The 23,646-nt window shown below is 73.4% G+C and carries 21 protein-coding genes; 10 read left to right on the top strand and 11 right to left on the bottom strand.

Annotated elements, in window-relative coordinates:
* The first annotated feature begins 67 nt into the window (after positions 1–67).
* The gene (locus MILUP08_RS31610) at positions 68–3,346 is read left to right on the top strand and encodes a lamin tail domain-containing protein (RefSeq protein ID WP_007465564.1); all 3,279 of its coding nucleotides are present in this window, start codon (positions 68–70) and stop codon (positions 3,344–3,346) included.
* Between the two features lie 89 nt (positions 3,347–3,435).
* Here the strand turns inward: MILUP08_RS31610 and MILUP08_RS31615 are convergent, their stop codons facing one another.
* Positions 3,436–3,939: a helix-turn-helix domain-containing protein gene (locus MILUP08_RS31615; protein WP_051065854.1), complete on the bottom strand. Its 504-nt coding sequence runs from the start codon at positions 3,937–3,939 to the stop codon at positions 3,436–3,438.
* Between the two features lie 327 nt (positions 3,940–4,266).
* Here MILUP08_RS31615 and MILUP08_RS31620 point away from each other — a divergent pair, with 327 nt between their 5' ends.
* The gene (locus MILUP08_RS31620; RefSeq protein ID WP_007465572.1) at positions 4,267–4,836 is read left to right on the top strand and encodes an RNA polymerase sigma factor; all 570 of its coding nucleotides are present in this window, start codon (positions 4,267–4,269) and stop codon (positions 4,834–4,836) included.
* Positions 4,837–4,853: 17 nt separating this feature from the next.
* Positions 4,854–5,789 (top strand): CU044_5270 family protein, encoded by a 936-nt coding sequence (locus MILUP08_RS34075; RefSeq protein WP_007465575.1) that lies wholly within the window; start codon positions 4,854–4,856, stop codon positions 5,787–5,789.
* A 124-nt stretch (positions 5,790–5,913) separates the two neighbouring features.
* On the opposite strand, the gene MILUP08_RS31630 is transcribed toward MILUP08_RS34075, so the two are convergent.
* Positions 5,914–6,261, bottom strand: coding sequence for a MerR family transcriptional regulator (locus MILUP08_RS31630; protein ID WP_007465577.1), 348 nt, complete (start codon positions 6,259–6,261; stop codon positions 5,914–5,916).
* A 57-nt stretch (positions 6,262–6,318) separates the two neighbouring features.
* Between MILUP08_RS31630 and MILUP08_RS31635 the strand changes: the two genes are divergently transcribed.
* Together MILUP08_RS31635 and MILUP08_RS31640 are read left to right on the top strand one after the other, a co-directional pair.
* The gene (locus MILUP08_RS31635) at positions 6,319–6,894 is read left to right on the top strand and encodes an NADPH-dependent FMN reductase (protein ID WP_007465579.1); all 576 of its coding nucleotides are present in this window, start codon (positions 6,319–6,321) and stop codon (positions 6,892–6,894) included.
* An 8-nt stretch (positions 6,895–6,902) separates the two neighbouring features.
* Positions 6,903–8,429 carry a DHA2 family efflux MFS transporter permease subunit gene (locus MILUP08_RS31640; protein WP_007465581.1) on the top strand — a complete coding sequence of 509 codons (1,527 nt, stop codon included), beginning with the start codon at positions 6,903–6,905 and terminating at the stop codon, positions 8,427–8,429.
* Here the strand turns inward: MILUP08_RS31640 and hemB are convergent.
* From hemB to MILUP08_RS31665, 5 genes are read right to left on the bottom strand one after another with little or no spacing between them, the layout of a single operon-like run.
* The gene (gene hemB, locus MILUP08_RS31645; protein ID WP_007465583.1) at positions 8,380–9,363 is read right to left on the bottom strand and encodes a porphobilinogen synthase; all 984 of its coding nucleotides are present in this window, start codon (positions 9,361–9,363) and stop codon (positions 8,380–8,382) included. The genes MILUP08_RS31640 and hemB overlap by 50 nt on opposite strands.
* Positions 9,364–9,385: 22 nt before the next feature.
* Positions 9,386–10,966, bottom strand: coding sequence for a bifunctional uroporphyrinogen-III C-methyltransferase/uroporphyrinogen-III synthase (locus MILUP08_RS31650; RefSeq protein ID WP_007465585.1), 1,581 nt, complete (start codon positions 10,964–10,966; stop codon positions 9,386–9,388).
* On the bottom strand, positions 10,963–11,931 hold the full coding sequence (hemC, locus tag MILUP08_RS31655) for a hydroxymethylbilane synthase (protein WP_007465587.1): 969 nt from the start codon (positions 11,929–11,931) through the stop codon (positions 10,963–10,965). Before hemC ends, MILUP08_RS31650 begins: the two co-directional genes overlap by 4 nt.
* On the bottom strand, positions 11,928–13,325 hold the full coding sequence (locus MILUP08_RS31660; RefSeq protein WP_007465590.1) for a glutamyl-tRNA reductase: 1,398 nt from the start codon (positions 13,323–13,325) through the stop codon (positions 11,928–11,930). The genes hemC and MILUP08_RS31660 overlap by 4 nt, the downstream gene beginning before the upstream one ends.
* Positions 13,322–14,092, bottom strand: coding sequence for a redox-sensing transcriptional repressor Rex (locus MILUP08_RS31665; protein WP_007465592.1), 771 nt, complete (start codon positions 14,090–14,092; stop codon positions 13,322–13,324). Before MILUP08_RS31665 ends, MILUP08_RS31660 begins: the two co-directional genes overlap by 4 nt.
* A gap of 384 nt (positions 14,093–14,476) precedes the next feature.
* Between MILUP08_RS31665 and MILUP08_RS31670 the strand changes: the two genes are divergently transcribed.
* Together MILUP08_RS31670 and MILUP08_RS31675 are read left to right on the top strand one after the other, a co-directional pair.
* Positions 14,477–15,772 (top strand): sensor histidine kinase, encoded by a 1,296-nt coding sequence (locus MILUP08_RS31670; protein WP_039906986.1) that lies wholly within the window; start codon positions 14,477–14,479, stop codon positions 15,770–15,772.
* 58 nt (positions 15,773–15,830) lie between these two features.
* Positions 15,831–16,484: a response regulator transcription factor gene (locus MILUP08_RS31675; protein ID WP_039906988.1), complete on the top strand. Its 654-nt coding sequence runs from the start codon at positions 15,831–15,833 to the stop codon at positions 16,482–16,484.
* On the opposite strand, the gene MILUP08_RS31680 is transcribed toward MILUP08_RS31675, so the two are convergent.
* Genes MILUP08_RS31680 through MILUP08_RS31690 form a run of 3 tightly spaced genes read right to left on the bottom strand, consistent with a single transcriptional unit; the run spans position 16,465 to position 19,002 of the window.
* Positions 16,465–17,130: an HAD family hydrolase gene (locus tag MILUP08_RS31680; protein ID WP_007465598.1), complete on the bottom strand. Its 666-nt coding sequence runs from the start codon at positions 17,128–17,130 to the stop codon at positions 16,465–16,467. The genes MILUP08_RS31675 and MILUP08_RS31680 overlap by 20 nt on opposite strands.
* 20 nt (positions 17,131–17,150) lie before the next feature.
* Positions 17,151–17,405, bottom strand: coding sequence for a glutaredoxin family protein (locus MILUP08_RS31685; protein WP_007465600.1), 255 nt, complete (start codon positions 17,403–17,405; stop codon positions 17,151–17,153).
* On the bottom strand, positions 17,395–19,002 hold the full coding sequence (locus tag MILUP08_RS31690) for an AMP-binding protein (RefSeq protein WP_007465602.1): 1,608 nt from the start codon (positions 19,000–19,002) through the stop codon (positions 17,395–17,397). Before MILUP08_RS31690 ends, MILUP08_RS31685 begins: the two co-directional genes overlap by 11 nt.
* Before the next feature lie 575 nt (positions 19,003–19,577).
* Between MILUP08_RS31690 and MILUP08_RS31695 the strand changes: the two genes are divergently transcribed.
* The 3 genes from MILUP08_RS31695 (at position 19,578) to MILUP08_RS31705 (ending at position 22,715) form a co-directional block, all read left to right on the top strand.
* Positions 19,578–20,531, top strand: coding sequence for an ECF subfamily RNA polymerase sigma factor, BldN family (locus MILUP08_RS31695; RefSeq protein WP_007465604.1), 954 nt, complete (start codon positions 19,578–19,580; stop codon positions 20,529–20,531).
* Positions 20,532–20,812: 281 nt separating this feature from the next.
* Entirely contained in the window at positions 20,813–21,700 is an 888-nt protein-coding gene (locus MILUP08_RS31700) for a DUF5667 domain-containing protein (protein ID WP_193376591.1), read from the top strand.
* A gap of 139 nt (positions 21,701–21,839) precedes the next feature.
* A complete protein-coding gene (locus MILUP08_RS31705; RefSeq protein ID WP_007465607.1) occupies positions 21,840–22,715 on the top strand; it encodes an HAD family hydrolase in 876 nt (291 codons plus the stop codon).
* 2 nt (positions 22,716–22,717) lie between these two features.
* Here the strand turns inward: MILUP08_RS31705 and MILUP08_RS31710 are convergent, their stop codons facing one another.
* Positions 22,718–23,575 carry a lysophospholipid acyltransferase family protein gene (locus tag MILUP08_RS31710; protein ID WP_007465609.1) on the bottom strand — a complete coding sequence of 286 codons (858 nt, stop codon included), beginning with the start codon at positions 23,573–23,575 and terminating at the stop codon, positions 22,718–22,720.
* Between the last annotated feature and the right edge of the window lie 71 nt (positions 23,576–23,646).

A 23,646-nucleotide genomic window follows, 5' to 3' on the forward strand; every position in this document is an offset into this window, starting at 1 on the left:
GGATGGACGATGGACGGTTGCGCACCTTAACGTGCGTTGACTCCCATCCACCCATCGTGGAGGCCCTATGCGCCCGCGCCGCACGACAGCAGCGCTCGCGATCGCCACCGCCGCAGTGACCGTCACGGCCCTCGGCGTCACACCCACCGCGGCCAGCGCCGCGCCCACCGACCTGTTCATCTCGGAGTACGTCGAAGGCTCGTCGAACAACAAGGCGATCGAGCTGTTCAACGGCACCGGCGCCGCCGTCGACCTCACCGCCGGCGGCTACCAGCTCCAGCTCTACTTCAACGGCGCCACCACGGCGACCACCATCGCGCTGGCCGGGAACGTGGCCGCCGGGGACGTGTTCGTGTTCGCCAGCGCGTCGGCCGGGGCGGCCGTCCTCGCCCAGGCCGACCAGACCACCGGGGCGAGCCTGTTCAACGGCGACGACGCGATCGTGCTGCGCCGGGGCGCCACCGTGCTCGACTCGATCGGCCAGGTGGGCGTCGACCCGGGCACCGAGTGGGGCGCCGGCGCGACCAGCACGGCCGACAACACGCTGCGCCGGCTGCCCTCGGTGACGGCTGGCGACACCGACCCGTCGGACGCGTTCGACCCCGCCGCACAGTGGGCCGGTCTACCGGTCGACACCTTCGACGGGCTCGGCTCACACACCGTGGACGGCGGTGGCCCGACCGACGCGCCGGCCACGCTTACCTGCGGCGGGCCGCTGGTCACCGCCTCGGGAACGGCCGCGAGCCGCGAGGTGTCCGCCACCGACCCCGACGACACGATCGTCGACCTGGCGGTGACCGCGGTCAGCCCGAGCCCCACCTCCGGCTCGATCACCCGTACCGCGCTCACCCCGGCCGAGCAGGTGGGCGGCACCGCCCGCGCCACGGTCGGCGCGAGCGCCGACCTCGCCGCCGGGGCGTACACCGTCACCGTGACCGCGACCGACGCGGACGGTGGCACCGCCAGCTGCGCGCTGGCCGTGCAGGTGACCCGGGAGCTGACCGTCGGCGAGGTGCAGGGTCCGACCACCGACACCGAGTCCGGCCCCGCCGACCGGTCGCCGCTCGCACCGGCGAGCGGCAACGGCACCAGCAGCACGATGTACGACGTCCGTGGCGTGATCACCCAGTTGACGCTGGCCCGTACGTCGGCCGGTGCGGAGCAGAACGGGTTCTTCCTGCAGAGCCGCAGCGGTGACACCGACGGTGACCCGACCAGCTCCGACGGCATCTTCGTGTTCATGGGCGCGTTCACGTCGCTGATCGGCGGCTACGTGCCGACGGTCGGCGACGAGGTGGTGCTCCGGGCCCGGGTGTCGGAGTACTACAACTTCACGCAGCTCTCCGGCGCGTCGCTGGTCCGCCGGATCGCCACCGGCCTGGACGTGGACACGACGGTCACGGTGACCGACGCGGTGCCGCCGGTCGAGCTTGCCGACGCGCAGCGCTTCTGGGAGCGCCACGAGGGCGCCCGGCTGCGCGTACGCGCGGGCAGCGGCGCGGTGAGCGGACGCGACGTCTTCTCGTCCACGGCCGACGCCGAGCTGTGGGTCGTCGACCGGGACGACCCGCTGCTGGACCGCGCCGACCCGTACGCCCGGCGGGTCTTCCGGGACTCGCACCCGCTGGACAACGACCCGACCCGGCGCTTCGACGACGGCAACGGCCAGCGCATCCTGCTCGGCAGCATGGGCGTGAAGGGCACCGCCGGTGACAGCACGGCGCTGCTCCCGCCGGCGCACACCTTCGACACGCTGCGCGCGGACGCGGTGGGCGGCGTCTACTACTCGTTCGAGAAGTACGGCGTGCAGGTCGAGCGGGCCGAGTTCGACGCCGGGGCCGACCCGTCGAAGAACAACCCGCCGAAGCCGGCCGACCGTTCCCAGGAGGTCGCGGTCGCCACGTACAACGTGGAGAACCTGTACGACTACCGCGACGACCCGTTCGACGGCTGCGACTTCACCGGTAACGCCGGCTGCCCGGGCGTCGACCCGCCGTTCGACTACGTGCCGAGCAGCGAGGCGGACTACCGCGAGCACCTGACGTCGCTCGCCGACCAGATCGTCTCCGATCTGCACGCGCCCGATCTGATCCTGGTGCAGGAGGCCGAGGACCAGGACATCTGCACGGTCGCCGGGGCGGCGCTGGCCTGCGGCGACACCAACAACGCCGACGGCGCTCCGGACAGCATCCAGGAGTTGGCGCTCGCGGTGGCGGCGGCCGGCGGGCCGGCGTACGCCGCTGCCTATGACCGGACCGGCGCGGACGCCCGCGGTATCACCGCCGCGTTCCTGTACCGCACGGACCGGCTGTCGTTGGCGGCCGCGACGGCGAACGACCCGCTGCTGGGCTCGGCGCCGACCGTCAAGTACCGGGCACCCGGACTGCCGGGCAACGCCGACGTGCAGAACCCGAAGGCCCTCAACGCGGTGCTGCCGGCCGACGTGGACACGTCGACAGGCAAGGACGGGAACAACGTCTTCACCCGCGCCCCCCAGTTGGGCAAATTCACTGTGGCCGCGGCGCCCGGCTCGACCGAGCGGTTCACGCTGTACGCGCTGAGCAACCACTACTCCTCCGGTCCGGACGGCCGGATCGGGCAGCGGCGGGAGCAGGCGGCGTACGGAGCGGCGATCGTCACCGCGATCGAGGCCGCCGACCAGAGCGCCCGGGTGGTGTACGGCGGGGACCTGAACGTCTTCCCCCGCCCGGACGACCCCATCGCCACCGGCGCCCAGCCGACGCCGTCGGACCAGCTCGCCCCGCTCTACGAGGCCGGTCTGCACAACCTGTGGGACACCCTCGTCGCCGAGGTGCCGGCGTCGGCCTACTCGTACAGCTTCGAGGGGCAGGCGCAGACGCTCGACCACCTGTTCGTCAACGACGCGCTCCACGGTGACCTGGTGCAGGTGCGGGCGGCGCACGTCAACGCCGACTGGCCGGCCGAGTTCACTGGTGACGGGTCGCGGGGCTCCAGCGACCACGACCCGCAGGTGGCGAGGTTCCGGTCCCGGGCGTCGTTGACCGTCGCCGACACCACAGTGGCCGAGGGCGACCAGGGCACCCGGCAGCTCACCTTCACGGCAACCGTGTCGCGGCCGTTGTCCCAGCCGGTGCTGCTCTGCGCCGCAACCGTGGGGCTCACGGCTCAGGCAGGCTCGGACTTCGACGCGTACGCCGGTTGCCGGGTGTTGGCCGCCGGCCAGACGTCGGTGGCGTTCCCGGTGACCGTGCGCGGCGACCGGAAGCGGGAAGCCGACGAGAGGTTGACGCTGCTGGTGGCCGGCGTGCCCGGCCTGCGGCTGGCGGACCCGCTGGCGGTCGGCACGATCACCAACGACGACTGATCCGCCAGGCGCCGTCAGCGGCCCGCCGTCCGGGTTTCTCCCCGGGCGGCGGGCCGCTCGTCGTTCGCCCCGGCCGATCGAGGCGGGGCTCAGTAGTACTCGCGGACTGGTGGCGGGGGCGGGACGTGTCGGTGCTGCGCCACTCGCACCTCCCACTGGCTGCGCCGCCGTCGCGCCTCCCGATCGACAGAACTGCGATGGTAGGTCTCCGGAGGCCGGGCCAGCCCGTAGAGATCTCCCCACCACTCCCCCGGCTCGGGGTCGAGGATGGTGTCGAGGTGCGAGGGGTAACGCCGACCCGCACCGTCGTGGACGTCTTCCCGGTCGCCCATCGGCTGGACGATCCGGCCTTCCTGATCCACCACGACCAGGTAGAGGCCGCCCGCGCCGAGCAGGCGTTCCAGTACCGCAAGGCTCGGTGTCAGACTGCCCGCCTCGACCCGCCCGACCGTCGATGGTGACACCCTGGCGAAGCGGGCCAGCCGATGTTGGCTCAGCCCCACGATCCGACGTGCACGGCGAACCAGGCCGGCGATGGGGAACCGACCGACGGTGGGGCCAGGGGGAGGAGGAGCTTCGAGCGCCGACGCCATCTCACCACCATCCCCGGCGTCAGGACCCGGACTCAACCCCTGTGGACAAACCTGTGGATGACCCGAGGACCGGGCCGCGCCGGGCAGGCCCGGGGCGGGCAGGCCCTCGGCGGCGGCGGGGCGAGGCGGGGGCGGGGGCAGGGCATCGTTGGCATCCTTTGCTCTGCTTCAACGGACGCAACACTTTTGGACTCCAACAGTTGCGTCCGTTGAAGCAGAGCAAAGGGCGCGCAGAGGGGTACCGGACCTCCTCGGCCAGCGGATGTAACGCCGCGTCGCCGCCGGGCCAATGAAGGGGTGTAAGGACGGCCAACGAGAGGACGGCCTGTGAACAGCCCGAGCCCCGGCGGGGACGACCTGACCGCCATCGGTACGGACCCAGCGGCGTTCGAGCGGTTCTACCGTCGGCACGTCGAGACGATCGGCCGGTTCGTCGCCCGCCGCGTCGACGACCCACACACCGCCGCGGACCTCACGGCCGAGGTGTTCCTGGCGGTGATCGACTCCGCAGCCGGTTACCGGCCCGAGCGCGGTAACGAGCGGGCCTGGCTCTTCGGCGTGGCCCGCAACGTCATCGCGGCCGAACACCGCCGGGCGACCCGACTCCTACGGGCCAGCGGTCGCGTGGCGGGACGACGGCTGCTGGACGCCGACGACATCGCCCGGATCGAGGAGCGCATCGACGCGGAATCGCTGGCCCGCCGCACCTACCGGGCCCTCGACGGCCTGCCGGAACACACGCGCGCCCTGCTGGAACTCGTCGCCGTCGACGGACTGTCCCTGACCGACGCGGCCGGCGCGCTCGGGATCTCCCCGGTGGCCGCACGGGTCCGGGTGCACCGGGCCCGCCGGGCGGTACGCCTCGCGCTCGCCACGTCCGAATCCGCGCTGGTCTGACCGGAGGAATGAGCACCATGACCCACACCGAGAAGCCACTGGGCGCCTTCGAGGAACGACTCCTCACCGAGCTACGGGAACACATCACGACTCGGACCGCCGACGCGGCGTCGATCGCGCCTCCGGCCCGTACCACCCGCCGGAGCGCACGGTGGCGCGCACCGGGCTGGCGGCTGGCCGGCGTCGGTGCGCTGGTCGCCCTGCTGACCATCGGCGGGCTGCTGGCCCAGACGCTCGGCGACGCCCCACCGACGGCGAGCGCGGCCGAGATCCTGACCGAGGCCGCGGAGTCGGCCCGCCAGCAGCCCGACCTGGTGGCCCGCCCCGGCCAGTTCCTGTTCGTCGAAATGCGACTGACCTACCGGGAGCGACCGGTGTCCGGCTCGTACGTCGAGGAGCGGCTCCAGCGTTGGGTGCCGGTCGGCGACGGCACGTCCTGGCAGCAGCGGCGACGGCTGGAGAGCCGCCCCGACGAGTGGCGGACCGACGACATCTCGGACCTGTCCCCGCCGCCCGGCTACTACCAGGGCCTACCCACCGAGCCGGAGCAGATGGCCCAGTACCTGCGGGATCACCCAGTCATCCTGGACCTGCCGGCCGGCGCGGACCTGGAGGCCATCAGGAACGACCCCACGACGATCTTCGGGGACGGGAAGTGGATGCTCGGAGGTTACGTGCCGCCGCAGTCACGCGGCGCGCTGTTCCAGGCGATGGCCCGGGTGCCCGGTGCCACCGTGCTGCGCGGTGAGATTCGGGACGCCGCCGGCCGGCGGGGCGTGGCGCTGCGGACGCCGGGCGTGATCGGTGCCCACATCGACCTGATCTTCGACCGGGAGACCCACGCCTACCTCGGCGACCGCGATGTCCTGGTACGCGACGGCAAGGAGTCGCTCTACACGAGCACCGCCGTCACGCGGATGGCGATAGTCGACCAGCCGGGGCAGCTGCCCTGACCGTCCGGACGCGGGCGGGGACGGGCGGCGGGCGGCGGGCGGCGGCGGCAACGGGGGGCGACGGCGGCCGGCAACGGCGGCCGGCAACGGGGGCGGGCGACGGCGGCTTGCGGACCGGGCCGGATCAGAGGTCACAGAGGCGGCGGCCGGAGCGGATGTCGTCGAGGGCCGCGTGCAGGTCACGGATGCGCCGCTCGGCCTCGGCGGTCAGCCGAGTGTGCAGACCCTCCCAGTCGGCCAGCTCGGGGTCGGGTGGCAGAGCCGCGAGCAGGTCGCGGATGTCGTTGACGGTCAGGCCGATGCGCTGGGCCACACGCGCCACCCTGATCCGGCAGGCCGCGTCGGAGTCGAAGCGCCGCTGGTTGCCGCCGGTGCGGGCAGCCGTGATCAGGCCCTGCCGCTCGTAGAACCGCACGGCAGAACCGCTGACTCCGCTCTCCCGGGCCACCTCGCCGACCGTCAACGTGCCCATCGCCACTCCCCCGCCGCCATTGACTTCACCATTACTTCAAGTCTTAGCGTCCAAGACATGACTACGCAAGAGGACACCGCACCGCCGACCGTCGCCGTGCTCGTCGGGAGCGTCCGTCAACCCCGGGTGGGCCGCTCGATCGCCAACTGGTTCGTCGCCCACGCCGGTCGCCGCACGGACCTCGACCTGGACCTCGTCGACCTCGCCGAGGTGCCACTGCCCTTCGCCGACACCCCTCCGGGTGGCAATGCGGCCAGCCCGATCAGTGCCCGGTTGGCTGCCGCCGACGCGTTCGTGGTGGTGACCCCCGAGTACAACCACAGCTTCCCGGCCGCCCTGAAGAACGCCATCGACTGGCACTACCGGGAGTGGGCCCGCAAGCCGGTGGCCTTCGTGTCGTACGGCGCCGGCTCCGGCGGCATCCGCGCGGTCGAGCAGCTCCGGCTGGTCTTCGCCGAGGTGCAGGCCGCCACGACGCGCTCCGGGGTGGTGCTCCGGGCACCCTGGGAGCGGCTCGACGACACCGGTCGGCTTGTCGACGACGAGCCGCTGCGGCAGGCCGCCGACGCCACCCTGAGCGAGCTGGCCTGGTGGGCCGAGGCGCTGCGCGCCGCCCGCCGGGTCCGGCCCTGAGCCGCGACATGGACGCGTCCGCGCGACGACTCGGCTGGTACCTGACCCTGGGCGGCCTGCTCGCGGTGATCGACACCACGGTCACCGTGGTGGCCCTGCCGAAGCTGGTCGACGACCTCGACACCAACCTCACCACGATCGGCTGGGTAACCAGCGGGTACGCGCTCGCCCTGGTCGCGGTGATGCCCACCGCCGCCTGGGCGATCGGCCGCTTCGGTGCCCGCCGCACCTACCTGACCGCGCTGCTGCTGTTCACGGCCGGGTCGGTGCTGGCCGGGGCGGCCTGGAGCGTCGGATCGCTCATCGCGTTCCGGGTGCTCCAGGGGCTGGGTGGCGGGCTGCTCAACCCGGTCGGGATGGCCGTCGCGCTCGCCGCGGTGCCGCCCGGACGGCGCGGACGGATGATGAGCCTGCTCGGCCTTCCGGTGCTGGTCGGGCCCCTGATCGGGCCGGTGCTGGGCGGGCTGCTGCTCGATCACGCGTCCTGGCGGTGGATCTTCTGGATCAACCTGCCGGTGGGGCTGTTGGCGGTGCTGCTCGGCCGGTCGGTGCTGCCGGTCGCCGACCCGCGACGGCCACCGGTCCGGCTGGACGTCGTCGGGCTGCTGCTGCTCTGCCCCGGCCTGGCGCTGGCGGTGTACGGGCTCAGCGTCACCGGCGAGCGGGGCGGGGTCGTCACCGCGTCCGTGCTGCTGCCGCTCGCGCTCGGCGCCCTGCTGGTGGTCACGTTCGCCTGGCGGGCCGGCCGGATACGGCAGCCACTGCTGAACCTGGCTGTGCTGCGCGCCCCGGGGATGGCCGGAGGTGCCGCCACTGTGGCGTTCTTCGCCGCCGGCTACTTCGGCTCGTTCCTGATCATCCCGGCCTACGTGCAGGTGGTACGCGGTGACTCGGCCACCCTGGCCGGGGTGATCGGCATCCCGCAGGCGCTTACCACCGGGCTGATGCTCCAGGTCGCGACCCGGCTCGTCGACCATGTCTCGGCGCGGCGGGTCGTCGGGCTCGGCATCGCCACCGCGGTCGCCGGCACGGTGGCCCGGGTGCTGGTGCTCGACGCCGACACCTCGTACCCGCTGCTGGCCACGCTGGGTGCGGTCATCGGCCTGGGCATGGGCGCGACGCTGATGCCGACGATGACCGCGGCCAGCCGATCGCTCCCGCCCGACGACCTGCCGTCCGGCTCCACGCTGCTCACCACTGTGTCGCACACCTCGGTCGCGGCCGGCACCGCGCTGATCGCGGCCGCCCTGTCCTGGCTGGCGGACCGGCTCGCCCCGAGCCTGGAAGGCGGGGGCATCACGGCGGCCAACCGGCTCGACCCGGCGAGCCGGCTCGGCCTCGCGCCGGACCTGGCGCAGGCCACCCGGCTCGCGCTGGCGGTGTCGGCAGTGCTGTTGGCGCTCGCCTGGCTGACCAGCCGGCGACTTCCGGCCGCCGTCGCGGGCGCCGACGAGGCGACCACCCCGGCGGGACCCGCCGCGTCGGTCAGTAGCGCTGGCGGAGCAGACCGGCGGCCTCGACCGCCCAGTAGGTGAGGATGATCTGCGCCCCGGCCCGCTTGATCGAGGTGAGCGTCTCCAGCATGACCCGCTCCCGGTCGATCCAACCGTTCGCGGCGGCCGCCTCGACCATGGCGTACTCCCCGGAGACCTGGTAGGCGGCGACCGGGACGTCCACCGCGGCCCGCACCGCCGACACCACGTCGAGGTAGGGCAGCGCCGGCTTGACCATCACCAGGTCGGCGCCCTCGGCGACGTCGAGCTCGACCTCGCGCAGCGACTCCCGCAGGTTGGCCGGGTCCTGCTGATAGGCGCGTCGGTCACCCTCCAGCGCCGACTCCACCGCCTCCCGGAACGGGCCGAAGAACGCCGAGGCGTACTTCACCGCGTACGCCAGCACCGCCACATCCTGGTGGCCGGCGGCGTCGAGCGCCCGGCGGACCACGCCGACCTGGCCGTCCATCATCCCGGACGGCCCGACCATGTGGACCCCGGCGGCGGCCTGGGCCACCGCCATCTCGGCGTACGCGGCCAGGGTGGCGTCGTTGTCCACCTCACCGCCGGGGGTGAGCACGCCGCAGTGCCCGTGCGAGGTGAACTCGTCCAGGCACAGGTCGCTCATCACGACAGTGCTGTCGCCCACCTCGGACACGACGTCGCGGATGGCGACGTTCAGGATGCCGTTCGGGTCGATGCCGCCGGACCCGGTCGGGTCACGCCGCTCGGGCACCCCGAAGAGCATGATCCCGCCGACGCCGGCCTGGACCGCCTCGGCGGCCGCCTTGCGCAGGGAGTCCCGGGAGTGCTGGAGCACCCCCGGGAGCGACCCGATGGCCCGGGGCTCGGTCAGCCCCTCCTTGACGAACATCGGCACGACCAGCTCGGCCGGGTCGACCCGGGTCTCGGACACCAGCCGGCGGATCGCCGGGGTGCGGCGCAGGCGGCGGGGCCGGATCTCGGGGTACGACATGGAAGGGCCCTCCTGAAGACGACTACCGGAAGCGGAGGGCGGTCGGCCCCTGCACCTTCGAGCCACGGCGCTGCTTGGCCGGCATGGCGGCCAGCTTCTCGCGCAGCTCGACGGCGTAGGCGGCGAGCGCCTCCACCAGGTCGGGCACCGAGGCGTGCGGTGGCTGGACGTCGACCCGAAGGCCGAACTCCGTCGCGGTCTCCGCCGTCTTGGGCCCAATCACGGCAACAACGGTCCGCGCGTGCGGCTTCCCGGCGATGCCGACCAGGTTCCGCACGGTGGAGGAGGACGTGAAGAGGACCGCGTCGAACCCGCCGGACTTGATCGCGTCGCGGATCTCGGCGGGCGGCGGCGCGGCCCGCACCGTCCGGTACGCGGTCACGTCGTCGACCTCCCAGCCGCGCTCGGTGAGCCCGGCGGCGAGCGTCTCGGTGGCGATGTCGGCGCGCGGCAGCAGCACCCGGCCGACCGGGTCGAGGATCTCGTCGTGCGGCGAGAACTCGGCCAGCAGCCCCTCGGAGGACTGCTCCCCGGCGGGGATCAGCTCCGGCTGGATGCCGAACGCGCGGACCGCGTCGGCGGTCGCCTCACCGATGCAGGCGATCTTGACGCCGCCGAAGTGCCGGGCGTCCAGGCCGTGCTCGGCGAACTTCTCCCAGACCGCGCGGACCGCGTTCACCGAGGTGAAGATCACCCAGGCGTACCGGCCGTCGACCAGGCCCTTGACGGCCCGCTCCATCTGGGCCGGGGTGCGCGGCGGCTCGACCGCGATGGTCGGCACCTCGCACGGGATCGCCCCGTACGCCCGCAGCCGGGCGCTCATCGCGCCGGCCTGCTCCTTGGTGCGGGGCACCAGCACCTTCCAGCCGTACAGCGGGCGGTTCTCCCACCAGCTCATCTTGTCGCGCTGGCCCACACCCGCGCCGACGGTGAGCACCACCCGGCCGGTGAAGCCGAGCGCGGCGGCCACGAAGCTGTCCACGGTCGACGTGGTCGTGTACTGGGTCTCGCCGGTGCCGTCGCCGGTCACGCCGACACCTGTGGTGCCGTCGACCCCGGCGGCCAGCAGGCCGTCCCGGACGGCGGCGAGGTCACCGGCGTCCACCGCGAGCGCGAGCGAACCCCGACCGACGGCCGCGGCAAGCGCCTCGAAGTCCAGCGTGCTGACGTCCTCGACGTCGGCGGCGGTACGCACACCCGGCAGCGGAACCCCGGCGTAGGTGGCGACGCCCTCGGCCTGGCCGACGCCGGGCACCACCTCGAAGTGGGCGGCGGTGCGGGCCACGGCCTGCACCTCCTTGACCACCGAGTCGTGGCCGAACGGGTCGCCGGCAACCAGGTGCACCGCGTTCAGCCCGGACCGGGCAGCGGAGATCAGCACCTTCGCCACGTCCCCCGGCGCGCCTTCGGCCGGGGTGAACTCGGCGTCGTCTCTGGCCTCGGCGCGAACGACGGAGAGCAACGACTCCGGGACTCCCCGGTCGTAGATCACCTGGTCGGCGTCGACCAGGGCGTCGTGCGCCCGGCGGGTCAGCAGGCCCGGGTCGCCGGGTCCCGCCCCGACGAACGCGATACGGCCGACGGGCTTACGGGTGCGGGTCATTCTGTGCTCCCAAATTGCTGGGTCCCCGGGCCGGTGTGTCCTTGGTGGCCGAGGATCGAGTCGGCGCCGAGTTCGAGGAGTTCGGCGGCGAGTGCCTTACCGATCTCCGCCGCGTCGGCGGGCGTTCCGGTGCGGGACAGCCGAAGGTCACGAGTGCCGTCCGGGCTGATCACCGCCCCGCGCAGGTAGATCTCATCGCCGGCGTCACCTTCGGCGAGTTCCGCATAGGCGGCGACGGGTGCGGTGCACCCGGCCTCCAGGGTTGCCAGCAACGCGCGCTCCGCGGTGACCGTGTAGCGCGACGGTGCGTGGTCGAGCGTCCCGAGCAGCTCGACCAGGTCCTGATCGTCGGCCCGGCACTCCACGGCCAGCGCGCCCTGGGCGGGCGCGGGCAGCATGAGCATCGGGTCGAGCGTCTCGGTGATCACGTCGGTCCGACCGATCCGGGCCAGCCCGGCCCGGGCCAGCACGACCGCGTCGAGATCCGCGTCGGGGCCGAGCACCCGCGCCAGGCGGGTGTCGATGTTGCCGCGGACCGGGGTGACCTCCAGTTGCAGGCCGAGGGCGTGCAGCTGGGCGATGCGGCGCAGCGCGCCGGTGCCCACGGTGGCACCGGGCGGCAGCTCGGCGAGCGTCCGGCCGCCCTGGGCGATCAACGCGTCGCGCGGGTCCTGTCGGGCCGGCACGGCCGCGATGTGCAGCCCGGGGGCGCCGGCCGTGGGCAGATCCTTGTAGGAGTGCACGGCGAAGTCGATCGTCCGCGCGGTCAGCGCGTCACGCAGCGCGGAGACGAATACCCCGACGCCGAGCCGGTGCACGGGCGCGTTGGAGCGGTCGCCGGCGGTGACCACCTCGACCAGCTCGACCGGGCGGCCGGTGGCGGCTGTCAACGCCTCGGCGACCTGGCCGGACTGGGCCATCGCCAGGGTGCTGCCGCGGGTGCCGAGGCGCAGGGGAGCGGTCATCGCGCACCTCCGGCGGGCGGGGTCGGCTCGACGGTGTCGGCGCCGGTCACCGGCTCGGCGCCGGGCAGTGCCGCGCCGAGGTCGGGGCTCAACACGTCGGGGACGGTGTCCACCGGCGAGGTCTGCGGCACCTGAAGGTCGAACAGCTCGCGCAGCAGGGCCGCGTACTGGTCGCCACCGGGCTCGGCGGCGAGCTGGCGGACCTTGACGGTGGGCTGGTGCAGCAGTCGCTGCACCACGCGGTGCACCGTGCGCGCCACCTCGGCCCGCAGGTCGTCACCGAGGTCGGGGCGACGCTGGGCCAGGCGGCGCAGCTCGGCGGTGACGACGTCGTCGGCGCGACCGCGCAGCGCCGCCACGGTGGGCGCCACGTCGGCGCCGCGCAGCCAGGTGAGGAAGCCCTCCACCTCGCCGAGCACGATCCGCTCGACGGCGGCGGCGTCGGCGGCGGCCGGACCGTCGGCGAGCAGCGCGGCCATCCGGTCGATGTCGATCACCTCGACGCCGGGCAGGTCGGCGACGCCCTCCTCGACGTCGCGGGGGACGGCCAGGTCGAGCAGGACCAGCGGGCCCCGCGAGGCGTCCCGCTCGGCGAGCGCGGCGCTGACCACCGCCCGGGTGAGGACCGGTTCGGTGGACGCGGTGGCGGCCACTACGATGTCCACTGTGGAGAGCGTGGCGGCCAGCTCGGTCATCGGCGCGGCGTCCGCCCCGTACGACTCGGCGAGCCGGACGGCACGGTCGGCGCCGCGGTTGGTCACCGTGAGCGGCCCGGCGCCCTGCCGGGACAGCGTGGCCACCCCGAGCGACCCCATCGCGCCGGCCCCGATCACCAGGGCCGGGTGGCCGGCGAGGTCGCCGTCGAGGTGCCCGGCGGCCAACTCCAGCGCGGCGGTGACGACGCTCTGGCCGGCCCGGTCGATGCCGGTCTCGGCGTGCGCCCGCTTGCCGACGCGCAGCGCCTGCTGCATCAGCTCGTGCAGCAGCCGGCCGGCCGAGTCGGCGCCGGTGGCCCAGTGGTACGCGTCACGCAGCTGGCCGAGGATCTGCGCCTCGCCCACGACCATCGAGTCCAGGCCGCTGGCGACCCGGAAGACGTGGTCCACGGCGGCGGTGTCGTAGTGCACGTAGAGGTGACTGGCGAGCGCCGCCGGCGGGCTGCCGGCCTGCTCGGCCAGGACGGCGCAGATGTCGCCGAGCCCGCCGTGGAAACCGGACACGGCGGCGTAGACCTCCACCCGGTTGCAGGTGGAGACGAGCACCGCCTCGCTCACGTACGGCTGGGCGACCAGGCGGTCCAGGGTGCGGGTGAGGTCGGCGGGGGGCACGGCCAGCTGCTCCAGCGTGGCGACCGGGGCGGTCCGGTAGGACGCGCCGACGACGAGCAGTTTCACGTGCCGATCGCCTCCTGGGTGTCGGTGGCCGCGAGCCCGCCGGGCAGGGCGGTGAGAGCGGACCCGCCGGTGGCGGGCAGCGCGGTCAGCGACGCCTTGCGGTGCTCGTGGAAGGACAGAATCTGCAGCTCGATGGCGAGGTCGACCTTGCGCACGTCGACCCCCTCCGGAACAGAGAGTACGCACGGCGCGAAGTTGAGGATGCTCGTCACGCCGACCGAGACCAGCTGATCGGCGACCCGCTGGGCCGCCGCGGCCGGGGTGGCGATCACGCCGATCGCGATGGATTCCTCCGTTGCGACCGCCGGCAGCTCGTCGACATGCCGGACAACCAGGCCGTTGATCTCCTCGCCGACCCGGGAGGGATCGGCGTCGAGCAGTGCGGCGATCCGGAAGCCCCGGCTGGCGAAGCCGTCGTAGCCGGCCAGGGCGTGACCGAGATTACCCACGCCGACCAGGGCGACCGCGCGACGCTGAGTGAGCCCGAGCACGTACTCGATCTGCTCGATCAGCAACGCCACGTCGTAGCCGACGCCCCGGGTGCCGTACGAGCCGAGGTGGGAGAGGTCCTTGCGGAGCTTGGCGGAGTTGACCCCGGCGGCGGCCGAGAGGCCCTCGCTGGAGACCGTCTCGTGCCCGGCGTCGGCGAGGTTGTGCAGCGCGCGCAGGTATTCCGGGAGCCGAGCGACGGTCGCCTCGGGAAGATCCGGGAGCGCCGGTACGGCACCGGCGCGGCCGGGCGCACCTGGCTGACGGTGCTGACTCATGAGACTCCGTGCGGTGCGATCCTCGGCCAACTCCGCTGGTGGGCCGCTTATGGACTCCCGCTGGCGACCGAGGTTGCCGGCTGTGCTAGCAGGGCGCGTCGGAACTACAGAGTAGGCGCTTGTGAAGACGTGCACAAATCGCGATCTTGTCGCTCCGGGACGCGACCCCACCAGCCCCTCCATTCCACAAGATCGATTGAGCGGCCTCGCACGCCCGCCGCCCGCGGCGATTATTGCTCAATCCCGACTTCTCTGACCAATCCCGTGTCGGCCCGGTCCCGCCGGCTGTCGGGCCTGGTCACGGCGGCGGTAGGGACAGCACTACGGGGGAGAGGCGGGGCTTCGGGATGGGGACACGGAGCCCGGATGCCTAGCCTGTGGGCTATGACCGCCGTTACCGCCAGCGACCATCCGACGCTGGCACCGAGCATCCCCCGCCAGCTCTTCGTCGACTCCGGGTACGTGCTGCTCGGCCTCCCCCTGGCGGTGGCCAGCTTCGTCGTCCTCGTCGTGGGCCTCGTGGCCGGTGTCGGCCTGGTGGTCACCGTGATCGGCCTGCCGATTCTCAGCGGCACCCTGTACGCGGCCCGCGGATTGGCCGACATCGAGCGACTGCGGTTGCCCGCCGTGCTGCGGCAACCCCGGATCCGACCGCACTACCGACTGCCCGAGGCGGGCGCGAACGCCTGGCGGCGGATCTTCCTGCCGATGCGCGACGCCCAGTCCTGGCTCGATCTGGCGCACGGCATCCTGCGGGTGATCGTGGCGGTGGTCACCTTCGCGCTGACGCTGGCCTGGTGGATCGCCGCGGCCGCCGGCTCCCTCTACTGGGTGTACGACTGGGCACTGCCGCACGGCAGGGACGACAGCGACCTGGCCCAGCTGCTCGGCCTGGGTGACTCGACCACGGCCCGGATCGGGGTGACCACCGCGATCGGGGTGTTCTTCCTGATCACGCTGCCGATCGTGGCCCGGGGCTGCGCGCTTCTCCAGGCCAGCTTCGGCAAGGCCCTGCTGACCGGGGTCGCCGAGATGCGGGACCGGATCACCGTGCTGGAGGAGCAGAAGCGGGCCGCCGTGTCCGCCGAGGCGTCCGCGCTGCGCCGGCTGGAACGCGACATCCACGACGGCCCCCAACAGCGCCTGGTCCGGCTCGCGATGGACCTCAGCCGGGCCCGGATGCAGCTCGCCTCCGACCCGGAGGCCGCCGGCCGGACCATCGACGAGGCGGTGACCCAGACCCGGGAGACGCTTGCCGAGCTGCGGGCGCTGTCTCGGGGCATCGCCCCACCGATCCTGGTCGACAGGGGTCTGCCCAGCGCCCTGGCCGCGCTCGCCGGCCGTGGGCTGATCCCCATCGAGCTCCAGGTGGACCGGCAGCTCGGTACGCCGGGCGGACGGCTCGACCCGGCGGTGGAGAACACCGCGTACTTCGTGGTGGCCGAGGCGCTCACCAACATCGCCAAGCACAGTCGGGCCACCGAGGCCGTGGTCGCCGTGGCCCGCCAGGAGACCCAGCTCCAGGTGCGGGTGGGCGACGACGGGCAGGGTGGCGCTCACCTCGCCAAGGGCCACGGGCTGGCCGGCATCGCCGACCGGGTCCGGGCGGCCGGCGGGGAGCTGGCCGTGGTGAGCCCGAGCGGCGGGCCCACCGAGATCCGTGCGGAGCTTCCGCTGTGACCCCCCGGGCACCGCGCCGAGCCCGGACGGCGGGCCGGACGTGGTAGACACCACAACCATGCGCATCGTGATCGCGGACGACGCCGTCCTGCTCCGGGAGGGGCTGGTGCGGCTGCTGACCGAGAGCGGGCACCAGGTGGTGGCCGCCGTCGGGGACGGTGACGCGCTTGTCGAGGCGGTGGTGCAGCACCGGCCGGACGTGTCGATCGTCGACGTCCGGATGCCGCCGTCGCACACCGACGAGGGGCTGCGGGCGGCGGTGGAGGCACGCCGGCTGGTGCCGCGGACGCCGATCCTGGTGCTCTCCCAGTACGTCGAGGTGTCGTACGCCGATGACCTGCTGGCGACCACCGGCGGCGCCGGCGGTGGCATCGGCTACCTGCTCAAGGACCGGGTGGCCGCGATCGACGAGTTCCTGGACGCGCTGCGCCGGGTGGCCGGCGGCGGCACGGTGCTCGACCCGGAGGTGGTCGGCCAGCTCTTCGCCCGCCGACGCCGCGACGACCCGCTGAGCGAGCTGACCCCGCGCGAGCGGGAGGTGCTCGCCCTGATGGCCGAGGGCCGGTCGAACACGGCCATCGCCCGCGCCCTGGTGGTGAGCGACGGCGCGGTGGAGAAGCACGTGCGCAACATCTTCACCAAGCTCACCCTCCCGCCGGACACCGAGCAGCACCGGCGGGTGCTGGCCGTCCTCACCTACCTGCGGAACTGACCTCCCGGGCGGCCAGAGCCACCGCGTCGGTGAGGGTGTCGGCGACCGGGTGGCCGGAGGCGCGCAGCCGGGCGGGGTCGGTGAAGCCGCCGGTGTAGAGGACCGCCCGGCCGCCCACGGCGAGGGCCGCGTCCGCGTCGTCGATGGAGTCGCCGATCAGCACCACAGTGCTGCCGTCCACGCCCAGCTCGGCCAGGTGCCGCCGGAGCGACTCGGCCTTGCGGTCACCGCCGACGGCGGCCCGCAGCCCGTCCACGCGGGCGAAGTGGCCGGTCAGCCCGAAGGTGTGCACGGTGGGCACCAGCTCCTCGTGGAACCACATGGAGAGCAGACTCTGGCTGCCCTCCCAGGCGGCCATCGCGGTCTGCGCGTCGGCGGCCAGCTCGCAGGTGGTCAACCCGTCGCGGTACGCGTCGTGGAAGATCCGGTCCAGTCGGCCGAACGCGTCGTCGTCGACGGCCTGGCCGAGCACCTCGGCGTAGTAGTCGGCGATCGGGCGACGGAACCGCGTCCGGTGCTCGTCGAGGGTGACGGTCGGCCCGCCCACGCTTGCGAACGCGGCGTTGGTGGCGGCCACCACCAGGCTGAGGTCGTTGAGCAGGGTGCCGTTCCAGTCCCAGACCAGGTGGGAGTGCGCAGGGGTCATCAGAGCACCATAGGCACCGCTCAGAGCTGTGGGGTGGTCAGGTCCCGCAGCAGCCGCTCCTCCTCCACCCGCCAGTAGCCGTGCTCCTTGCCGTCGAGCAGCACCACCGGGAGGCGGTCGCCGTACTCCCGTTCCAGCCCCTCGTCGCCTGTGACGTCCCACTCGACCCACTTGTCGCCGGTGACCGCGACCACCCGGTCGAGCGCCGCCTTGGCGTCGTCGCACAGGTGGCAGCCGGGTCGGGTGATCAGGGCGAGTCGGGCGTCACTGGCCATCGGTTACCTCCGTGCGGTCGGTCGGCGTCGCCGACCGGAGTTGGGTCTTGCGTACCTTGCCGATCGCCGAGTGCGGCAGGTCGTCGACGAACTCGACGGTGGTCGGGCACTTGAACCGGGCCAGGTTACGTGCGCAGTGGGCGAGCAGCTCCTCGCTTGTCACCGGTCGGCCCCGCACCGGCACCACGTACGCCCGCACAGTCTCGCCGGTTCGCGGGTGCGGCACACCCAGTACCGCCGACTCGACCACCCCGGGGTGCCCGGCGAGCACCAGCTCGACCTCGTGCGGATAGACGTTGAACCCGTTGACCAGGATCAACTCCCCGAGCCGGTCGACGAGAAAGAGGTCGCCGTCGGAGTCGGCGTACGCGACGTCGCCGGTGCCCCACCAGCCGTCGGCGTCCGGGCCGCCCCGACCGTCGGGCCAGTAGCCGGCGAAGAGGTTGGGCCCGCGGACCACGATCTGCCCCGGGTCGGTGCCCGGGGCGACGTCGGAGATGTCCAGCTCGTCCGGGTCGTCGTCCGGGACCGCCTGGCCGTCGCGCCACAGGTCCTCCCCCGCCGGACCGACCAGGCGCAGCTCCACACCGGGCAACGGCCGGCCGATCGAGCCGGCCTTGGCCACCGGACCGACCAGGGTGGACGTGAGCACCGGCGCGGTCTCGGTGAGGCCGTACCCCACGTGCACCTGATGGCCGGTGGCCTCGGTGAAGCGCGCCGCGACCGCGGGCTCCAGCGGCGCCGCGCCACACACCGCCACGCGCACCGACGCGGTCGCCGCGCGGACCGCGTCGGCGTCGGCCCAGGCCAGGAACATCGACGGTACGCCGACAAGCACGCTGACCCGGTGCCGGGCGACCTCGGCCAGCCCCGCCGTGGGCCCCGGCTCGTCGAGCAGCACGCCGGTGGCGCCGTGGTGGACGACGGCGCCGAGCACCGAGTTGAGCCCGTACGCGTGGAACAGCGGCAACGCGAGGAGAACAGTGTCCGTCGGCCCGACGACCGGCGGCTCGATCGCGTCGACCTGGTCGTGGTTTGCCAGCAGCGCACGGTGGGAGAGCATCGCGCCCTTCGGACGGCCCTCGGTGCCGGACGTGTAGAGCAGTACGGCGAGGTCGTCGCCGCCCCGGCGCGGACGGGGGCGCGGACCGGACGCGTCGGCGGTCGGCGGCGTGTCGTGCACGGCGGCGAGCGCGGGAAGGTCGGCGGCCACCTCGGCGACCAGGCCGCGGACCCGCTCGGTGCCGATGAGCACCGACGCGCCGGAGTCGGCAAGCACGTGCCGCAGCTCCGGGGCGGTGAAGCCGGGGTTGACCGGGACCGCGACCAGTCCGGCTCGCAGCGCGCCGAGCCAGCCGATCACGAAGTCGGGGGTGTTGTGCAGCGCGATCGCGACCCGGGGTGGCGTGCCGTCCGGGTCGGTGGGCGGCACGGCGGCGGCCAGGCCGTACGCGACGGCGGTCACGGCGGCGTCCAGTTCGGACCAGGTGCGGCGCTCCTCCCGCCAGTACAGCGCGGGCCGGTCGCCGTGGTCGAGCGCCGCCCGACGGACCCGGTCGGCGAGGTTCGGCGCGGGGTCTGCCGAGAAGTCCTGCACGGTCGTCGAGTCTGGCACAGCGGCTGTCGACAGGCCACGCCCGACGGTCGGGCCGCGTGGGCCCCCGGGCGTCCCGTCAACGGGACAGTCACGGTGCCGTAGGCGTTCCCGTCCGGTCCGGCCGGCGGGACGGGTGGCGGGCCCGACCGACGCTTCGGCCCCGCCCGCGCGGCGGCCGGCCCGGACAGGGCGGCCGATCGGCCAAACTGCTCCCCACCTGGGGATCCACCCTGGAACACCGGCCCGGGTCAAAGTCAAACGCACACGACGGACAACGGGTCCGCCACCGGTGCGACACGGCGGGAAATACTTCCGCCCTGTGTAACGGACTTGGCACGCGCGGGTGACGTTGGCCCTATTATCACTCGGGTCGGCTCACCCCATTTGCCGTGAGTCGACACCCCTCAGCCCGAGGAGGCCCCCGTGCCTGTGAGCGCATTGGACCAGCACCTCAAGGGGAACTGCCGCCCGTCGGCACACCCCGGAACCGTCCTACCCGACCGGTTGCCCGGTCGGTCCGCACCAACGACCCGTAAACCGGCCCGGCCGGCGACCAACGGGACGGGGGTCGCGCGGTGACCGCCTTCGGATACGCGGAACGCCCGGTCGGCCTGACCGGCCAGACGCCCCGCTCCCCCATGAACGAACGACCGGCGGCCCGCGCGCCGCTGGGCGAGCCGCACGCCGCGACGCGCGGTGACAACGCCGCCCAGCGGACCCGCAACCGCCCGCACACCAACGAGCCACCACCAAGACCGGCGGCCCCCGGTGGCAACGCGATGCCGACGGGTGGCCGTGTCGCCGCACCGACCCGACCGACCATGCCCTCCCAGGGCCGTCGGGTCGGCGACGCTCCGGCACCCGCCACCGATCCGGCGGCGGGCGAGACGGCGGTGATCCCGGTGGTCCCGGCCGCCGCCCCGACCACCCCGACGGGCTTCCCCAGCCGTCCGGACCCGTCCGACCCGGCCACCGAGGTGTGGACACTCGTCGAGCGGGCGCAGGCCGGCGAGTCCGAGGCGTTCGGCCTCATCTACGACAGGTACGTGGACACCGTCTTCCGGTTCGTCTACTTCCGGGTCGGCAACCGTCAGCTCGCCGAGGACCTCACCTCGGACACGTTCCTGCGTGCCCTCAAGCGGATCGGCAGCTTCACCTGGCAGGGCCGCGATCTCGGCGCCTGGCTGGTGACGATCGCCCGCAACCTGGTCGCGGACCACTTCAAGTCCGGCCGGTACCGGCTGGAGGTCACCACCGGCGACGTGCTCGACGCCGACCGCGAGGACCGGGGCCCGGAGGGCAGCCCGGAAGCCGCGGTGGTCGAACACATCACCAACGTCGCCCTGCTCACCGCCGTGAAGCAGCTCAACCCGGAGCAGCAGGAGTGCATCGTGCTGCGGTTCCTCCAGGGCTTCTCGGTCGCCGAGACCGCCCGCACGATGGGCAAGAACGAGGGTGCCATCAAGGCCCTGCAGTACCGGGCCGTTCGCGCGCTGGCCCGGCTTCTGCCCGACGGCTTCCAGCCGTGATTCTCGCCAGCGGGACCGACGTACGTCGATCAATGTCTGGGCAGCTCAGGGCCGGTCATACCCGGTGATACCGATCACTTTCTGTGATTTCGGCCCCGCCAGGCCCGTAACCCGTGCCCGGTCCGCCGCGTTTCTCCGGGTGCGACCGGTGGTCGCCCCGGCAGGCCCGGGGCACCGAGGTCCGACCGGCACGCCGGGCGGCGCCTCACCTCCGTGGTGTCACACCGCCGCCCGGTCGCTGGTAACAATGGCGGCCGACCGGCCGTGACCAGCGAGAGGAGGTGCCTGCGGTGGACGACATCCTCTTCTCCCGCCGGCGCGCCGAGCGCTTCGCGCAGCTTCTCGACGAGGCCAACGGCGGCCGGCGGCACCACGTGCGGTCCCGAGTGGACAGCCAACTGGCCCCGCTCGTCGCAGTAGGCCAGCGACTCAGCGTCGATCCCCCCACCCCCGAGGTGACAGCCGACTTCCGCACCGGCCTGCGAGCGATGCTGCTCGCCACCGCCGAGCGCGAGGGGATGGGCGTCACCCCGGCGACCGCCGAGCCGGCTGCCCCGCGGGCGGCGGCAACGAGCCGTGGCTCGCTGCTGCCCGCGGTCACCGCCCGGCGGGCCCGCGCCCGGGGCGCGATCCTGGTCGGCATCGCCGCCGGCGCCATCGCCGTCTCCGGGATCTCCGCCGCCAGCGAGAACGCCGTTCCCGGTGACGCGCTGTACGGCATGAAGCGCTCCACCGAGCGGGCCCAACTCGCCCTGGCCAGCTCGGACATCAGCCGCGGCCAACTGTTCCTTGACTTCGCCCGGACCAGGCTCGGCGAAGCCGCCGAGCTGCGCGGCGACCGCATCGGCTACAGCGCCGTCCTCGACGACATGGACGCCGACACCCGGCAGGGTGTCCGCCTGCTCACCGCCGCCGCCGTGCAGCGGGCCGAGCCGGCCAGCCTGGACACCGTCAACACGTTCGTCGCCAGCCAGCGCCGGGCGGTGACCAACCTGCTCGACGGCGCCAGCCGGGCCGACCGCGAACGGACCCGACGGTCGCTGGCACTGCTGGACAGCATCCGGGAGCGTTCGGACTCGGTGCGCGCCGCGATCGCCTGCGGCCTGCCGGCACCGACCGGCAGCGACGCGCTCGGCCCCACCCCGACCACCTGCCCCGGCGAGCGCTGACCCGCCAGCCCGGGCACTCCCCCTCATACCGCACGCCGGACCGGCCGGGCCACAGTTCCCTGTGGTCCGGCCGGTCGACCGTGCGCTCCGGATACCCTCGCTGGAGGCATCCGTCGTACCTGGTCAGGAGGGGAGTCGCGTGGCGCGCAGCCGCAAGGTGACGGTCAGCACCGACGCCCACGGTCACACCGCCGGGTGGGTGGAGACCGAGCTGGCCCCGGTGACCCCACCCGCACCGGACCCGGCCGCCGCGGCGTTCTTCGACGTCGACAACACGATGATGCAGGGCGCGTCGATCTACTGGTTCGCCCGTGGGCTCGCCACCCGGAACTACTTCACGACCGCCGACCTGGCCCGCTTCGCCTGGCAGCAGCTCCGGTTCCGGCTGCTCGCCCGCGAGCACGCCGGCGACATGTCCCAGGCGAAGGACGCCGCGCTCGCCTTCGTCGAGGGATGGCGGGTGGACGACGTGGAACGCCTCTCGGAGGAGATCTTCGACGAGCTGATGGCACCCCGGATCTGGGCCGGCACCCGGCAGCTCGCCCAGCGCCACCTGGACGCCGGTCAGCGCGTGTGGCTGGTCAGCGCCGCCCCGGTGGAGATCGGCCGGGTGATCGCCACCCGACTCGGCCTGACCGGCGCGATCGGCACGGTGGCCGAGGTGCGGGCCGGGGCGTACACCGGGCGGTTGGTGGGCGACCTCATGCACGGGCCGGCGAAGGCCGAGGCGGTCACCCAGCTCGCCGCCGTGGAGGGGCTGGACCTGAGCCGCTGCGCGGCCTACAGCGACTCGGCCAACGACCTGCCGCTGCTCTCCGCCGTGGGCCGGGCGGTGGCGGTCAACCCGGACGGCACCCTGCTGCGGCAGGCCCGGGAGCACGGCTGGGAGGTGCGGGACTTCCGCACCGGTCGTCGCGCCGTGAAGATCGCCGTACCGTCGACGGCAGCGGCCGGCCTCGTCGCCGGCGCGGTCACCGCCGGCCTGGCGTTGCAGCGCCGCCGGCGCGCCGGCTGACTCTACGGGCCGAACGGGTCGGGTCGCCGTTCCAGCAGCGAGTGCAGGGTCTGCTGGATGGTCTCCCGCACCTGGTCGGCGAGGTTGAAGACCACAAGCGGGTCGTCCGCCGAGTCGGTGAGGTGCGCGGTGGGGATCGGCGGGCAGAACTCGATCAGCCACTTGCTGGGCAGCGGCACCATGCCCAACGGCCCGAGCCAGGGAAAGGTCGGCGTGACCGGGAAGTACGGAAGCTTGAGCAGCCGGGCCAGGGGCTTGATGTCGGCGAGCATCGGGTAGATCTCCTCGCCGCCGACGATCGCGACCGGAACGATCGGCGTACCGGTGCGCAGCGCCGCCGAGACGAAGCCGCCCCGACCGAACCGTTGCAGCTTGTACCGGTCGGCGTAGAGCTTGCCGATGCCCTTGAACCCCTCGGGGAACACACCGACCAGGTCACCGCCGCCGAGCAGCCGCTCGGCGTCCGGGTTGCAGGCCACCGTGCCGCCGGTCTTGCGGGCGATCTCCGACACCACAGGCATCCGGAAGACCAGGTCGGCGCCGAGCAGGCGCAGGTAGCGGTGGGCGGGGTGCTTGTCGTGCAACGCCGCCGAGAGGATCAACGCGTCCAGGGCCACGGTGCCCGAATGGTTGCCGACCACCAGCGCCGGCCCGTCGACGGGGACGTGCTCGACCCCGCTGACCTCGGTGCGGAACCAATCCCGGTAGAGCAGCCGCAGCAGCGGGTGGAAGACCGCGTCGGTCAGCTCCGGATCGAACCCGAACTCGTCGACCTCGTAGTCGCCGGCCAGCCGCCGGCGCAGGAACGCCAGTCCGTTCGCGACCCTGCGGTCCCACTGGTCCCCGGGCCGATCCGGCACCGCCGGACCGCCGCCGCCGGTGGGCGGGACTCCCGCGCTCGCCGGCTCGCCGCTCGCCGGGTGGGCCTCGT

The organism is Micromonospora lupini str. Lupac 08 (genome assembly GCF_000297395.2).
Lineage (GTDB): Bacteria > Actinomycetota > Actinomycetes > Mycobacteriales > Micromonosporaceae > Micromonospora > Micromonospora lupini.